Below are 14,156 nucleotides of genomic sequence, written 5' to 3'. Positions count from 1 at the left end.
CAAAAACGCATCCGTATTTCGGATGCGTTTTTTTATACATCTCCAGCGTATGGAACCGGCTGATAGCCGCCTATTTCCAATTTTGCTGAAAACAATCCCCCCGCGTGAGGCTGCTCGTATCTTTCTGTTTCTGTCATTTGTTCCGTTGCCGTTGTGATGTAAAGGGTTTTTAAGTCTCTGCCGCCGAACGCGCAGCACGTCACATATTTAGCCGGCACGCTGATTGAATCGATTTCTTTTTTCTGAAACGGGTCAATATGAACCACGCGGCTGCCCCCAAACAGAGCCACCCACAACATGCCATTTTGGTCGATTGTCATGCCGTCCGGCAGTCCTTCTGATTGATCAAAACGATAGACGGGTTCTGGATTTGAGACATTGCCGCTTTCAGGATCATACCTGTAGCGCACAATTTCCTGTGTGGGCGTGTCAATGTAATACATCAAATTCCTCTCGCGATCCCAATCCAAACCGTTCGAGGTGGAGACTTGATCTTTCATTTTGATAAGTCTGCCGTCTGGATCCAAACGGTAGAGGGAAGCCTGTTTTTGTTCGCCTTCCATGCTCATTGTCCCCGCCCAGAGCCTTCCGTACGGGTCACATTTCGCGTCATTAAAACGCAGGCTCTCATCCATATCTTTCGGCTGTTTGATCTTTTCCAAGCTGTCATCCTGAAGATGATACAGGTAAAACCCGTCCTTCATCGTCATCATCAGCTCATCTTTTGTATATTTCGCAAGCGCGGTCACAAAGGACTTGAATTTGACAGATCGGTTGATTTTTTCTTCAGGGTCGAAGATGTGGAGCTCGCTCCCTAAGATATCCACCCAATATAAGCGGCCATTTTCTTCATCCCATAACGGGCCTTCTCCAATCACGGCCCGAGTGTCTGCTTCCAATACTGCTTCCATGTGTTACACCTCTTTAGCTTCAGTCTATATATTGTTATTCCCGGCAAAAAGGTGTCCAAACCACATGTTTATCGTTTTTGAAAAGGATGGTAATGACCGTCCCAATGTTCATTCTGCTGTTTACATGAATTGTCCCGTTATGCAAATGGACAAGCTCCTTGGCAATGGCGAGCCCGAGGCCCGTTCCGGCAGATGAATCTTTTGTGTTCGTCCCCCTGTAATAACGGTTAAACAAATGGGTGATCGTTTCTTCATCCATCCCTTTCCCATTGTCCTTAACCTTCAAGGAAATATGATTTTTTGTCTGTTCTAGAATGACCTGAATTTCCGTTCCTTTGTCGTTATGCTTTACGGCATTACCAAGCAAGTTTTCCAATATACGCCTGAACCACGCTTCATCCAGCGCAAATTCAATATGCTCTTCTTTGGACACAAAGGAGATATCATACCCTTCAGAAAACGGATTTTTCTTGAAATCTTCAATGACATTTTTAAAAAACGGGATCAGGCTTGTCAGATTTCTCTTGATAGGAAGGGCATCATTTTTCAGCCGATATGTTAAATTTAAATCTTCAATCAGCTTGGACATGTATTCAGATTTTTCTCTGACAACCTGTCCCATTTCTTTTACTTCTTCCGGCGACCAGTCATACTGCTTCGACTCAAGCATCATGCTGTAGCCGTAAATGCTGCTGAGCGGTGTTTTTAAGTCATGCGATAAACCGGCAATCCATTCTTCTCTTGTCGCCTGGATTTTTTCTCTATTTCGCTTATCCCGTCTCAGTGTTTCAGTCAGCTGATCCATTGATTCAAATATCTCACCGAAGAAGCGGTACGGCTGTTTGATTTTCCCCTTTTTGTTTTTGCTGACAGGACGGCCTTTCCGGTTTTTCGGTTCCTCAAGCTTCCCTTTTGATAGATTGACCAGCCATTTAATCGTGTGAAAAATCGGCAACCCAAATCGAAACATATACCAAATGGTCATCCAAATGATATACAGGAACAGAACACCCATAATCAGGAACATCGCCTTTAGCACAACCTTCAGGAACGATTTGTTAAACTCCTGATCGGTTACATAGACAGGGTTCGGCACCGTAGCGACCATCCATCTGTCTTTGTTGAGAATCTTAACGGAAATTTCCCGTTTATAGTTCCAAGGTTTGGAGCTGTATTTAAGCAGCTCCAGCTGATTCATCGTTTTTCTTTCACTTTTTGTGCTGTTAATGCTGTCGAGAATGTTTCCATTGCTGTCTAATAGGTAAATGGCGCCTTTTTCCCGCTTAATATAGTCGATGGTGCTGGACTGATAATCTGATAGAGAATCTATCTTTTGCTCGCGCTTTTCAACGGAAGTCAGCAGCTGTTCGCTCTTTAATTTCCAGCCGGACAATAGAAGGTACGACTTATCTTCAATATTGATGGCCCAATAATTCAGCTTATAGTTATTAAGCTTTTTGGTTTTATAAATAGACAAGAGCTCTTTCTTGGTATAGGTGCCCGGCACGTCTTTCGGCACGCTGTAGGAATAATCGGTTTTCCCATTAGAGTCAATGATTTGCATCCAGCCATGCTGTTTATCGACAGACTTCTTCAGAAAATTATCGAGTTCCCATGTCCCGTCTTCGTTTACATCGAGATATGCCTCAAGTGTGTCGGTGGTTGCCTTTGTCAGCCCAGAATTCGATTCCGCATCGCTAAATCGAGCGTCTAAATAGAAAAAGGAAGCGACAAGCATAACTGTGAGCAGCAGAATTACAATCAGCATCTGCCCAAAAAAGTGAAACAAAAACTTCCATCTTAATCTCATGACCGCTTGCCTTCAGGATTCGGAATAAAACGGTAGCCGAGACCGCGAACGGTTACAATATACTCCGGGTTGCTTGGATCACGCTCAATTTTTTCCCTGAGCTTGCGGATATGAACCATAACGGTGTTGTTGTCGCCGTAAGAAGGATAGCCCCAAACTTTTTCATAAATTTGATCTTTGGAAAGCACCACATTTGGGTGTTCACAAAAATACTGCAAAAGCTGCAAAAGCTGAGCTGAACAAGCGACGGCTTCCCCGCCTACAATCAGCTCGGCATTTTGCGGAGAAAATGTAAAATAATCATATGTATAGGTTTGATTTGAATTCGTTTCTTTCGATTGATAAGTCCGCTTGAGGTGCGCCCTGATCCGCGCCGCTAATTCCAGTGGATTAAATGGTTTTGTGATATAGTCATCAGCCCCAACCGCAAATCCAGACAATTTATCCGCGTCGGATGATCTCGCCGTGAGGAAAAAAATCGGAGCGTCTGAATACTCTCTGATCAGCGTGCAGGCTTCAAAACCGGACATTCCGCCCATCATGACATCAAGCACGATCAAATCAACCTTATTGGCCTTCACAACCGGAATCGCTTCTTCTGCGCTTGCCGCATCCAGTAAATTTCGATAACCTTCTTTTTCGAGAACGCGTTTGATCATGTCCACAATCGCTTTCTCATCGTCTACAATTAAAATTGACGCATTTTCCACTTTTATGTTCCTTTCTGTCACTGTTTTTTTCATCTTATCATTATATCGTTTATTTTTGGTACATTTTTGAATAGGAAGAGTCTTGGCAGAACAAATAGAAAACGGGAACGTAGCAGTTCCCGTTTTTCATATTTTCAAATGATAAATGTTATGAGTTCTCGTCTACCATATACAAAATAAACTCCCAAAACCCCGGTACGTCCTGGCACAAAAGCATATCAGCCTTTTCAAACATTTTGATCTTCAGCTCTTGCTCTAAATCTTCTCTTTCTTGATAGGACGTATTGCAGAGCTTTTTTCTAATCATAGGTGAAAAGCATTCAATCAGATGTTCAATGTCAAATTTATCGTCTTTTTGGTTCTTTTGTTCATACTGGCCGTTCACAGCTTACTCTCCCCCTTTTTTTGCGCCGCGAGCTGTTTTCTGATATTCTCAAGCCCTTTTTTATGAATGTTGGAGATGTTTTGCCGGGACTCTCCTAGTGAATCGGCAATCTCTTGCATCGTGGCACCATGAAGATAGACTTTCGTCAGCACGCTTTTTTGTTTGTCAGTCAGGTTCTGGATCGCTTGGTAAAGGTAATAATCCTGAACATGCTGGCTCAAGTCATCCTGCATATCTAAAAATGCTTCAAACGCATCGCTTCCAGTTTCGGAAGGAAGTCGTTCTCCTGCTTCCGGATGATCGACCGTCAGCGGATACCGTTTTTGGTTTTTGCGAACCCGCTTATCAAAATCAATAGAAAAGATCCGAATCATTGAATTCATATACTTGACGATGCGGATTTCCTTATAAAATTGCTTAAATTGCTCGTCCAATGATTTTGCATCTTTTTCGTTCGGGCTTTCCATTACGTTTTTGAACAAACGGTAATGCTGAGGATTGCTCAAAAAATGCTTCACGATGGGATGCTTCATTATCTCCTTACATTTTGACTGTAAAAGACCTTGATAGTCCATCAAACCGCCTCCCTACTAAATTAAATGAAGGAAAGCAAAAAAAAGTAAACTACTACTTTCTAACTAGGCTTGTCTTAAATACCCCAGCGCAGTTTACGTTTTCTTGGATGTCCTTCACTTACATACATGACTGCAAAAAAAGAAGGGAGGTATTTTCCTATGGATCAGGTTTTTATAGAGGAAGTCGTGAAACAGATCGGCAATCTGGGGTTTCCTGCGTTAATTGCAATGTACCTGCTGACTCGATTTGAAAAAAAGTTTGATCAGCTTATCGAACTGATGACAGAGCTGAAAGATCAGAAAGCAAAAAATTAATTTTCGATCGAAGTTGACTTTTTACTGTTTTTTTTCACTTAACAAGACAGAAGGGAAAACGAAAGGCCTTTCACCTTCTCTTTCTGCTAGCACATTTAAATAAAAGGAGGAAACATTTCATGAAAAAACAAAATGACATTCCACAGCCAATTAGAGGAGACGAAGGAGCAACAATAAAAATCCCGCGCAATATTGAAAGAGACCGCCAAAATCCGGACATGCTTGTTCCGCCGGAGACTGATAATGGTACCGTGAGCAATATGAAGTTTTCGTTCTCTGATACTCATAACCGCTTAGAAAAAGGCGGATATGCTCGTGAAGTGACAGTACGGGAGCTGCCGATTTCAGAAAACCTTGCATCCGTAAATATGCGGCTAAAGCCGGGTGCCATTCGCGAGCTGCATTGGCATAAAGAAGCAGAGTGGGCTTATATGATTTACGGACGTGCTAGAGTCACTATTGTGGATGAACAAGGGCGCAGTTTTATTGATGATGTAGGCGAAGGAGATCTTTGGTACTTCCCGTCAGGCCTGCCGCACTCCATTCAAGCGCTGGATGAGGGAGCCGAGTTCCTGCTCGTGTTTGACGATGGCTCATTCTCTGAAAACAGCACGTTCCAGCTGACAGATTGGCTTGCTCACACGCCTAAAGAAGTCATTGCTGCGAACTTTGGCGTCACACAAGAGGATATTGCTAATTTGCCAGGCAAAGAGAAATATATATTTGAAAAACCTGTCCCAGGAAGTTTGAAAGATGACATTGTAAAAGGGCCGAACGGTGAAGCACCTTATCCATTTACCTACCGCCTTCTTGAACAGGAACCAATTGAATCAGAAGGAGGAAAAGTATACATTGCAGATTCAACAAACTTCAAAGTGTCTAAAACAATCGCATCCGCGCTCGTGACGGTAGAACCCGGTGCCATGAGAGAGCTGCATTGGCATCCGAATACTCATGAGTGGCAATACTACATCTCCGGCAAAGCAAGAATGACTGTTTTTGCATCTGACGGCCATGCGAGAACGTTCAACTACCAGGCCGGTGATGTTGGATATGTTCCATTTGCAATGGGTCATTACGTTGAAAACATCGGGGACGAACCGCTTGTCTTTTTAGAAATCTTTAAAGACGATCATTATGCCGATGTATCTTTAAACCAATGGCTTGCTATGCTTCCTGAAACATTAGTTCAACAGCATCTTGATTTAGGAAAAGGCTTTACTGATATTCTTTCGAAAGAAAAGCATCCGGTAGTAAAAAAGAAATGCAGTAAATAAAAAAAGACCAGCTTGCAGAGAGCAATCGTTCTCTGCAAGCCTTTATAAGGAGATGTACCTGTGAAACATCAAATTTCTCGCAAACGCTTATTGCGGCTCTTTATAAAGTACTTACTGGCCGCGGCAGCAGTAATGTTGACCTATTTTGCCGTCATGTTTATATTGTTTTCTTTAGCAGGAACGAGCTACCGTTCAGTAGCTCATGTCCTGCTTTTTGCTGTGTTATTTCTTGTCCTTGGGCTATGTTTAGAACCATTTGAACGCCTGATGATACATAGTTTTACTTTTTTCAAGACAGACAAACGCTTATTCATTCTCCTTGCTGGCATCGTACAGCTGCTGTTTTTGTGGATGACTGCTCATACAACAGACGAAATGATCAGCGACATCTGGCTGTCCACCACAGAAGAAATGATCGTCGCAGCCGTTTTTCTTATTTTAGACAAATGCAATTCGGCCCTTCCCAGCTAAAAAAGAACGCATTCCAAATGAATGCGTTCTTTTTATTCATAGCGAAGCGCGTCTACAGGCTGAAGCTTAGACGCCTTGATGGACGGAAGCAAGCCGAAAATAATGCCGACTGCCATTGAAAAGATGAGTGCTCCGACAACAGCTGGAACGGAGACGATAAAAGGCATCGGAAAAACGACCGTCAACAGCTTAGCGATGCCGAAGCCCGCCAGCACACCGAGTATTCCGCCAATGCTTGTCAGCACGACAGCCTCAGTTAAAAACTGAAATAAAATCACACGCCGCTTAGCACCGAGCGCTTTCTTAATCCCGATTTCCCTCGTGCGCTCCGTGACGGAAACGAGCATAATGTTCATGACGCCAATACCGCCAACCAAAAGTGAAATACTGGCGATCCCGCCAAGGAGCAATGCAAATGCCTGATTAAAGGACTCCACTTCCTGCGCGATCTCCTGAAGATCCATCACACTGTACTCTGCTTTTTCCAACTCAGCTTCTGACAGCCCCTGATTTAAAAGATCCGCAGCCATTACGCCGGCTTCTTGGATATGCTCAGAAGAATCGGCCTGCACAGCGATCTGCGTCGGCGCGTCAAAGCCTTCGATGAGCGGCCACACGTTTTTCGGCACGTACAAAACCGGGTTCGCGTAATCACCTTCAAATATGCTTTCCTGCTGCTTTTTTTCTGTAAAAACACCGGCAACCTTAAACGGCACACCATTCATCTCAATGTTTTTATGCAGAGCGTCTCCGTCTGGAAACAGTTCATATCTGGCAGCTTCATTGATCATCACCACTTGGTGTGTGCTGTTTAGTTCATTTTCCGCCAGCTTTCTCCCTTCGGTTATACGGATTGGGAACATATCAAAGTAATCACCGTCAACTCCGTACACTTGGGGGTACGAAACGTTTGTCAAATGAAAGACACTCGCACCTTCAGACAGATAATATAAAGATAATCCTTTGACCATAGGATCAGATTTGATCGCCTTTACTGTTTCCTCGGCTACAGGCGGCGCGGACGTATAAGAAACCTGGTAGCCCCCTGCCTCCTCTTCTCCGCCCGACGGCTGATAGACAACATTGATCGCGTTATTTCCCATGCCGATCATGCTCTGCTTTAATTGTTCGCTTTGGCCTTTTAGCATCGAGACAATCGCGATGATTGCCGCTATGCCGATAATGACCCCGAGCATTGTCAGTATGGATCTTAATTTATGGGAGAAAATGGATTGGAAAGAAATTCGGATATGTTCAACCATGGCTGATATCCCCTCTCTCATCTAATACCAGTTCTCCATCTCTGATAAAAATTGTTCTGTCAGCTTTTTTGGCGACGTCCGGGTCATGGGTAATCATAATAATTGTCTTGCCTTCCCGATGCAGTTCAGAAAACAATGACAAAATTTGTTCGCTTGATTTGGTATCAAGCGCCCCGGTCGGTTCATCAGCTAAAATAAATCTCGGCTGATTGACTAAGGCCCTCGCTATCGCCACCCGCTGTTTTTGCCCGCCGGACAGCTTCGGAGGCTTGTAGGAGACTCTATCTTTTAAACCGACCTTTTCCAGCGCTTCATAGGCTCTTTGCCTTCTTTCTTTTTTCTTCACTTTATTATAGATCATCGGCAGTTCGACATTTTGCAGCGCGGTGAGACGCGGCAGCAAATGAAAGGTTTGAAACACAAAGCCGATTGATTCGTTGCGGATTTCAGCTAGGGCACCGTCTTTCCCTTTTAATATATCTATCTGGTCAAGCGTATAGGTTCCAGAGGATGGCCTGTCCAAACAGCCGATGATATTCATTAACGTCGACTTTCCAGAACCGGAAGGGCCCATAATCGCCAGAAACTCACCAGCTTGGACAGTCAGATTGATATGTTTCAAGATTGGAACTTCTTCTTTTCCCAGCTTGTACGATTTCGAAATATTATTCAGTGTCAGCATTGACTGTAACCTGCTTTCCTTCCTTGACCGCGGGGTCAGGATAGATTACATAATCTTCCGGCGTCAGGCCGCTCTTAATTTCCACCATATCATTTTCATCAGTTTCCCCGATTTCAACAGGCTGTTTGACCGCTTTCTGCTTCTCATCCGCTTTCCACACGTACGGTTCGCCGTCATCCTGAATGACCATGTCAGACGGCAGCTTGATCTTGTCCGCATCAGCCTCATCACTCATCACTTCGATGTTAACATGATAGCCGACCTCGAGACCTTTATGGCTATCCAGTAAAATTGTGAAAGGATAGTTAGAGGATTGAGGGTTCATTTCTTCTTCAGCAAAACTTTCTGATTCCTCACCCTCGCCTGTCCCTGCTGGAAGCTTGCCGATCGAGGTGATTTTTCCTTTCCACTCGCCTTCACCGCCTGTTTTCAGCGTGACTCTGACTTTGCTGCCTTTTTTGATTGTGTCCATTAACAGCTCATTGATTTGACTTTTGACTAGATATTTGCCCGTCGAAACAATCTGGATATACGGACCTGTTGCCTGGTCACCTGTTGCTCCGTCAGCGATATCCTGATTGACGCTTTGAACGATCCCGTCATGCTTGCTTGTAATGACATTGGAACCTTTGTTTTTCGTCAGGACAGCCAGCTCTTTTTGATGCTGTTTCAGCTCAAGCTCGCTTGTTTTCAAATCGAAATTGGCCTGATCAAGCTCCTCTTGAAGCTGGGATTTCTCTTCTTTTCCAGCCGATTTCAGCTGCTTTTCCGTTTCCGTTATTGATTTTTGCAAACGGCTGATTTGCAGGTTGGTCATTTCAATTTGCAAATTGGCTTGCTCAACTTCGTCAGAATGATCCTCGCCCTCATACTCAAAAAGCTTATCGCCCTTTTTGACCTGATCGCCTTCTTTGACATATGTTTTTTTAATGCTGCCTTTTTCTGAATCGATATATACTTTCTGCTGTTTCTCAGGTTCAACCTTTCCAGAAAACGTTTGGCCTGATTCTGATTCTCCTCCCATGTATACCGCTACCGATTCAGCATAGGGCTCCGATGATACGGCAATTTGGTTCATGTGGGTAAAAAAGTAAACACCGCCGGCGCCGATCCCAGCCAATATAAGCAGACCGGCACATATCGCACCGCCAATAAGCCATTTTTTCTTCTTGGACACAACGATCTCCTCTTTCTGTAAACTATGTAATATTTTCGAAACATTCTAACCAATATTATCTATTAATTCAAAAAGACTTGCAATCTTTTTATTGAAATGAAAGAATCAGATAGAAAAATTGTATTTTCACGGCAGAAAATAAAAAATCCCGGCTCCGAACCGGGATTTTTCTACACAGAAACGAGCGCTTTTTCACTTTTAATCAGGTCATAGGTCAAGCATACAGGTTTATTTGTACGGGGATCAGTCACGATTTCGGCATCAATCTGAAATACCTGCTTCAAAATGTCCGGGGTCATGACTTCCCGTGCGGTGCCTTCCTTAATGACCGTGCCTTTTTTGAGCGCGATCATATAATGAGAAAAACGGGCTGCGTGGTTAAGATCATGAATGACCATTAAAATCGTCCGCCCCTGCTCTTTGTTAAGTTTCTCAAGCAGCTGAAGAATTTCAAGCTGGTGTGCGAGATCAAGATACGTTGTAGGTTCATCCAGCAGCAGCAGTTCCGTCCCTTGTGCAAGCGCCATGGCAATCCACACGCGCTGACGCTGTCCGCCTGACAGTGCCTCAATCGGCCGTTCAGCGAATTCAGCCATGCCTGTTTCTTCAAGCGCCCATTTGATAATCCGGCGGTCTTCATCATTTAATCTGCCGAATCCTGATTGATGCGGAAACCTGCCGTACGATACCAATTCATACACCGTTAAACCGCTCGGCGCTTCAGGTGTCTGCGGCAGAATCGCCATATCTTTCGCAATGTCCTTTGTAGACATTTTATGGATCGCTTTACCGTTTAAATAGACGGTACCTGCATGTGAGCGCATAATTCTGGACATTGTTTTTAATATTGTTGATTTCCCGCAGCCGTTCGGGCCTATTAAGGTGGTAATTTCCCCTTTAGGAATCGATATATTTAAATCCTCTACAATCACCCTGTCGCCATACCCGATTCCAAGCTGATCTGTTGATATTGAATTCATATTCGGCCCCCTCCTCTAATTCGCTTTCATCAATAAATAAATAAAGTAAGGCGCACCTAACACGGAAATAACAAGTCCAACCGGAATTTCTGACGGTGCCAATACATTTCTCGCCAGCGTATCTGCGAGCAAAAACAGAAATGCGCCAATGAAGGCGGAGACCGGTATCAGTGTCTGGTGACGGGGACCGGTAAGCCTTCTTGCCACGTGAGGCGCAATCAGCCCGAGAAACGCGATGCCCCCTGCAGCTGCCACGCATGAAGCGGCAAGTGTGACCGCTGCCAGAAGAAGAATCCGCCTCTCCCTTTCAACGGCAGTGCCCAGCCCGGTCGCTAATTGGTCTCCAAGCTGCAAAATGTTCAAATAGCGTGCCTTATATAAAGTAAACGGAAGCAAGATCACAATCCAAGGGAGAATCGCCCAAATCATATTCCAGTTGGCACCCCATATCGAGCCAGATATCCAAACCGCGGCTTGCATAAAATCATGAGGGTCCATCTTGAGCTGAAAAATCAGCAACAGGGCGTTAAATCCGGCATTCACGCCAATGCCTACTAAAATCAGCCGAATCGGGGTCACCCCTTTTTTCCATGCCAGAAGATAAATGAGAAAAGCGGCTAGGATTGCACCCGCCAAAGCACTGAACGGCAGCATAAATGTACCGAAAATGCTGAGGTCTGAAGCTGACTCTTGAAAAAAGTAAATAAAAAGCACAACAGCAAGAGAGCCGCCGGCGTTAATTCCAAGAATGCCGGGCTCAGCCAGATCATTTTGAGACACGCTTTGCAATATGGCTCCAGCAACAGCGATTCCTGCCCCAACGAGCAAGGAAAGGATGATTCGGGGAAGCCTGAACTCAAATAAAACAAGCTCGTCACGCGCCGTCCCTTGGCCGAAAAAGACTTGAAGCGTTTTAAGCGGTGCAATTTTGATGACACCCAAATTTAGACTGATAAAAAAGACGAGTACGATGAGCAGAAAGGTCACAGCCATCACAACGAGCGGTTTTTTCGTTTTTGTTTTCATTACAGCCCTCTCCTTTCCCGGCGTGCCAAATAAAAGAAAAAGGGAACGCCGATGAGAGAGGTCAGCGCGCCGACAGGCGTTTCAAAGGGCGCGTTGACGAGCCTTGCAGCAATGTCAGCAAACACAAGCAAAACAGCCCCGAGCACTGCCGAGCAAGGAATAATCCAACGATAATCCACACCGACCAAAAACCGGGTAATATGCGGAATGATCAGCCCGATAATGCGATGGTGCCGGCAATGGAAACCGCAGCTCCCGTCAAAATCACAACGACAAGCATGCCAGCCAGTTTTACCGCTGATGTATATTGTCCAAGCCCTTTCGCCAGCTCATCACCGAGACTTAACACTGTCACAGACCGGGCGATGATAAACGCCAGCGTTAAACCGACAGCCCCTGCGAGAAGCAAAAGCTGGACACCTGACCATTTCACGCCCGCTACTCCGCCTGCGTACCAAAAACTGATATCCTGAGCGACATCAAAGCGGATTGCAATGGCGGTTGAAATGCCCGTAAAGAAATAAGTAACAGCCGTTCCCGCAAGAGCAAGTTTTACAGGCGTAAGTCCGCCTCTTGAAAACATGCCGATACCCATTACCGTTGATGCCCCCAGCCCTGCTCCTGCAAAGGACCATAGCACAAGCCCCATGGCAGAAAGTCCGGGAAAAAAGGCAAACGCAAGCGAAACGGCAAACGCGGAGCCCGATGTAACACCCATAATCGAAGGCTCTGCCAAAGGGTTTCTCGTCATCCCCTGCATAATCGCTCCCGACACTGCCAGCAAAGCTCCCACAAGTGCGGCAGCAGCCGTTCTTGGCAGCCGAAGATCGTGTATGATTTGGTGGGACGTCTCTGTCGGCTGAAAATGAAAGATGGCGTCCCACACAGTTCGCAAATGTATATCCGCTGCACCGAGGGAAATGGATAAAAGCACGCCAAGGCATAGTAAGCATATCCCTGCAATAAGAACAATGACCGCGCCATATGACCTTGACGTCCATTGGATTTCTTCTGATGTGGTCTGTCTATTTTGCTTTTGACTCAACAGCCGTACTTCCTTCCCAATACTGATAATGATTATCAATTACTGTTCCAGTATATCACTTTTTTCCGTCGATGTAATAGAGCGTTTTAAACAAAAATGAGAATATAAATATCGTGTCAACTGGCTCTTGCGATGGTATAATCACATTGATAATGATTCTCTTTATCATCTATTTTCCAGAAAGAAGGTATGAGATATGACCCAATTATATAAAAAACTCGGAGCCGCATTTTTTGCCCTGCTATTAATTGCAGCGCTGGCAGCCTGCGGAAATAACTCAGAAAGCAAAGGCGCTTCCTCTGATTCAAAAGACGAAGAAACCATTACATACAAGGCTGAAAATGGAAATGTGAAAATTCCTAAACATCCTAAACGGGTGGTTGTCATGGCTGACGGCTACTACGGCTACTTTAAAACACTGGGCATCAACGTCGTCGGTGCGCCTGAGAATGTATTTAAAAACCCTTACTACAAAGGAAAAACCGATGGTGTCACAAACATCGGAGACGGCACGTCCGTTGAAAAAGTCATTGATTTGAATCCTGACCTGATTATTGTCTGGACAACGCAAGGCGCTGATATGAAAAAGCTTGAGAAAATCGCGCCGACTGTCGCAGTAAAATACGATAAGCTCGACAATATCGAACAGCTGAAAGAATTCGCAAAAATGACGGGAACGGAAGATAAAGCGGAAAAATGGCTGGCTGAGTGGGATAAAAAAGTTACGGCAGCTAAAACAAACATCAAAAAAGCCGTCGGTGACAAAACCATCTCCATTATGCAAACGAACGGAAAAGACATTTACGTATTCGGTAAAGATTTCGGAAGAGGCGGAAGCATCATTTACAAAGATCTCGGCCTGCAGGCTACAAAGCTGACAAAAGAAAAAGCCATTGACCAGGGTCCTGGTTATACAAGTATTTCACTAGAAAAGCTCCCTGACTTCGCCGGATATTATATTTTCGCAGGACCATGGCAATCAGGCGGTGATGATGGCGGCGTATTTGACAGCTCCATCTGGAAGAACCTAAGCGCCGTTAAAAATGGCCATGTCTATAGGATTGACCCAATTGGCTTCTATTTTACAGACCCGATTTCATTAGAGGGCCAGCTGAAGTTTATTACGGAAAGCTTAACAAAATAAACAAAAGAGCCGCAGCCTGCGGCTCTTTTTCCAGCAATTTATATGTAGCTGCATCATCATCGCGATCAAGTTTTTTAACAGGCACTATATCGGAAAACCTTTCTCTCATGCACTCTTGGTAAATAGTGTTAGTCGTGTTTAGTTTACTGGAGAGACTGAAAAATGTTTTTTGCATATGCGATCATCCGCAAAGGTTTTTCACTCTATTTCAGCTTTCCTGTCAGCTATTTTAACGATCGGATTCCTAACCGGAGACATTGTATTTTGATAATAATAAAAGACACCTGAAAATCAGGTGTCTCAGGCTGTCGAGAAAATCTCGACAGCCTTTATTTTCCCTTAAAATATCCATTCTCCTGTAATAAAATAAAAGAAAGACTTCAAAA

The 14,156-nt window shown here is 44.5% G+C and carries 15 protein-coding genes and 1 pseudogene; 4 read left to right on the top strand and 12 right to left on the bottom strand.

What is annotated here, in order from left to right:
- Positions 1 to 32: 32 nt before the first annotated feature.
- From MOF34_RS02800 to sigO, 5 genes are all read right to left on the bottom strand, one after another.
- Positions 33 to 911: an SMP-30/gluconolactonase/LRE family protein gene (locus MOF34_RS02800; RefSeq protein WP_268398420.1), complete on the bottom strand. Its 879-nt coding sequence runs from the start codon at positions 909 to 911 to the stop codon at positions 33 to 35.
- A 34-nt stretch (positions 912 to 945) separates the two neighbouring features.
- The gene (gene yvrG, locus MOF34_RS02795) at positions 946 to 2,721 is read right to left on the bottom strand and encodes a two-component system sensor histidine kinase YvrG (RefSeq protein ID WP_268398419.1); all 1,776 of its coding nucleotides are present in this window, start codon (positions 2,719 to 2,721) and stop codon (positions 946 to 948) included.
- Positions 2,718 to 3,431 carry a two-component system response regulator YvrH gene (yvrH, locus tag MOF34_RS02790; protein WP_041521068.1) on the bottom strand — a complete coding sequence of 238 codons (714 nt, stop codon included), beginning with the start codon at positions 3,429 to 3,431 and terminating at the stop codon, positions 2,718 to 2,720. The genes yvrG and yvrH overlap by 4 nt, the downstream gene beginning before the upstream one ends.
- Before the next feature lie 148 nt (positions 3,432 to 3,579).
- Complete coding sequence (gene rsoA, locus MOF34_RS02785; protein WP_268398417.1) at positions 3,580 to 3,816, bottom strand: sigma-O factor regulator RsoA; 237 nt, start codon at positions 3,814 to 3,816, stop codon at positions 3,580 to 3,582.
- Positions 3,813 to 4,349 carry an RNA polymerase sigma factor SigO gene (sigO, locus tag MOF34_RS02780; RefSeq protein ID WP_268398495.1) on the bottom strand — a complete coding sequence of 179 codons (537 nt, stop codon included), beginning with the start codon at positions 4,347 to 4,349 and terminating at the stop codon, positions 3,813 to 3,815. The genes rsoA and sigO overlap by 4 nt, the downstream gene beginning before the upstream one ends.
- A gap of 201 nt (positions 4,350 to 4,550) precedes the next feature.
- On the opposite strand from sigO, the gene MOF34_RS02775 reads away from it, so the two are divergent.
- The 3 genes from MOF34_RS02775 (at position 4,551) to MOF34_RS02765 (ending at position 6,454) form a co-directional block, all read left to right on the top strand.
- Entirely contained in the window at positions 4,551 to 4,706 is a 156-nt protein-coding gene (locus MOF34_RS02775) for a YvrJ family protein (protein WP_003221632.1), read from the top strand.
- Positions 4,707 to 4,825: 119 nt separating this feature from the next.
- On the top strand, positions 4,826 to 5,983 hold the full coding sequence (gene oxdC, locus MOF34_RS02770) for an oxalate decarboxylase (RefSeq protein WP_019715702.1): 1,158 nt from the start codon (positions 4,826 to 4,828) through the stop codon (positions 5,981 to 5,983).
- Between the two features lie 60 nt (positions 5,984 to 6,043).
- A complete protein-coding gene (locus MOF34_RS02765) occupies positions 6,044 to 6,454 on the top strand; it encodes a regulatory YrvL family protein (protein WP_019715703.1) in 411 nt (136 codons plus the stop codon).
- A gap of 32 nt (positions 6,455 to 6,486) precedes the next feature.
- Here MOF34_RS02765 and MOF34_RS02760 read toward each other — a convergent pair whose 3' ends face one another.
- The 6 genes and pseudogenes from MOF34_RS02760 to MOF34_RS02735 all read right to left on the bottom strand — a co-directional run bounded on the left by MOF34_RS02760 (position 6,487) and on the right by MOF34_RS02735 (position 12,771).
- A complete protein-coding gene (locus tag MOF34_RS02760) occupies positions 6,487 to 7,716 on the bottom strand; it encodes an ABC transporter permease (RefSeq protein WP_268398412.1) in 1,230 nt (409 codons plus the stop codon).
- Complete coding sequence (locus tag MOF34_RS02755) at positions 7,709 to 8,398, bottom strand: ABC transporter ATP-binding protein (protein WP_268398409.1); 690 nt, start codon at positions 8,396 to 8,398, stop codon at positions 7,709 to 7,711. Before MOF34_RS02755 ends, MOF34_RS02760 begins: the two co-directional genes overlap by 8 nt.
- On the bottom strand, positions 8,382 to 9,575 hold the full coding sequence (locus MOF34_RS02750; protein ID WP_268398406.1) for an efflux RND transporter periplasmic adaptor subunit: 1,194 nt from the start codon (positions 9,573 to 9,575) through the stop codon (positions 8,382 to 8,384). Before MOF34_RS02750 ends, MOF34_RS02755 begins: the two co-directional genes overlap by 17 nt.
- Positions 9,576 to 9,745: 170 nt before the next feature.
- Entirely contained in the window at positions 9,746 to 10,555 is an 810-nt protein-coding gene (locus MOF34_RS02745) for an ABC transporter ATP-binding protein (protein ID WP_268398404.1), read from the bottom strand.
- A 15-nt stretch (positions 10,556 to 10,570) separates the two neighbouring features.
- Entirely contained in the window at positions 10,571 to 11,581 is a 1,011-nt protein-coding gene (locus MOF34_RS02740) for an iron ABC transporter permease (RefSeq protein ID WP_268398402.1), read from the bottom strand.
- Positions 11,581 to 12,771, bottom strand: a pseudogene (locus MOF34_RS02735) (FecCD family ABC transporter permease). Before MOF34_RS02735 ends, MOF34_RS02740 begins: the two are co-directional and overlap by 1 nt.
- Before the next feature lie 51 nt (positions 12,772 to 12,822).
- On the opposite strand from MOF34_RS02735, the gene MOF34_RS02730 reads away from it, so the two are divergent.
- Positions 12,823 to 13,770 carry an iron-hydroxamate ABC transporter substrate-binding protein gene (locus MOF34_RS02730; protein WP_268398399.1) on the top strand — a complete coding sequence of 316 codons (948 nt, stop codon included), beginning with the start codon at positions 12,823 to 12,825 and terminating at the stop codon, positions 13,768 to 13,770.
- On the opposite strand, the gene MOF34_RS02725 is transcribed toward MOF34_RS02730, so the two are convergent.
- The gene (locus MOF34_RS02725; RefSeq protein ID WP_268398397.1) at positions 13,748 to 13,945 is read right to left on the bottom strand and encodes a hypothetical protein; all 198 of its coding nucleotides are present in this window, start codon (positions 13,943 to 13,945) and stop codon (positions 13,748 to 13,750) included. The genes MOF34_RS02730 and MOF34_RS02725 overlap by 23 nt on opposite strands.
- Positions 13,946 to 14,156 lie beyond the last annotated feature (211 nt).

The organism is Bacillus sp. T17B1 (assembly GCF_026796395.1).
GTDB lineage: Bacteria > Bacillota > Bacilli > Bacillales > Bacillaceae > Bacillus > Bacillus spizizenii_A.
Note: the sequence above shows the minus strand (reverse complement) of the source record. Positions and strands in the feature narration are given on the sequence as shown.

Excerpts from the sequence above, each read along its gene's own strand:
- MOF34_RS02800 (WP_268398420.1), bottom strand. The coding sequence starts at position 911 with ATGGAAGCAGTATTGGAAGCAGACACTCGGGCCGTGATTGGAGAAGGC.
- yvrG (WP_268398419.1), bottom strand. The coding sequence starts at position 2,721 with ATGAGATTAAGATGGAAGTTTTTGTTTCACTTTTTTGGGCAGATGCTG.
- sigO (WP_268398495.1), bottom strand. The coding sequence starts at position 4,349 with ATGAAGCATCCCATCGTGAAGCATTTTTTGAGCAATCCTCAGCATTAC.
- MOF34_RS02775 (WP_003221632.1), top strand. The coding sequence starts at position 4,551 with ATGGATCAGGTTTTTATAGAGGAAGTCGTGAAACAGATCGGCAATCTG.
- oxdC (WP_019715702.1), top strand. The coding sequence starts at position 4,826 with ATGAAAAAACAAAATGACATTCCACAGCCAATTAGAGGAGACGAAGGA.
- MOF34_RS02760 (WP_268398412.1), bottom strand. The coding sequence starts at position 7,716 with ATGGTTGAACATATCCGAATTTCTTTCCAATCCATTTTCTCCCATAAA.
- MOF34_RS02755 (WP_268398409.1), bottom strand. The coding sequence starts at position 8,398 with ATGCTGACACTGAATAATATTTCGAAATCGTACAAGCTGGGAAAAGAA.
- MOF34_RS02745 (WP_268398404.1), bottom strand. The coding sequence starts at position 10,555 with ATGAATTCAATATCAACAGATCAGCTTGGAATCGGGTATGGCGACAGG.
- MOF34_RS02740 (WP_268398402.1), bottom strand. The coding sequence starts at position 11,581 with ATGAAAACAAAAACGAAAAAACCGCTCGTTGTGATGGCTGTGACCTTT.
- MOF34_RS02730 (WP_268398399.1), top strand. The coding sequence starts at position 12,823 with ATGACCCAATTATATAAAAAACTCGGAGCCGCATTTTTTGCCCTGCTA.
- MOF34_RS02725 (WP_268398397.1), bottom strand. The coding sequence starts at position 13,945 with ATGCAAAAAACATTTTTCAGTCTCTCCAGTAAACTAAACACGACTAAC.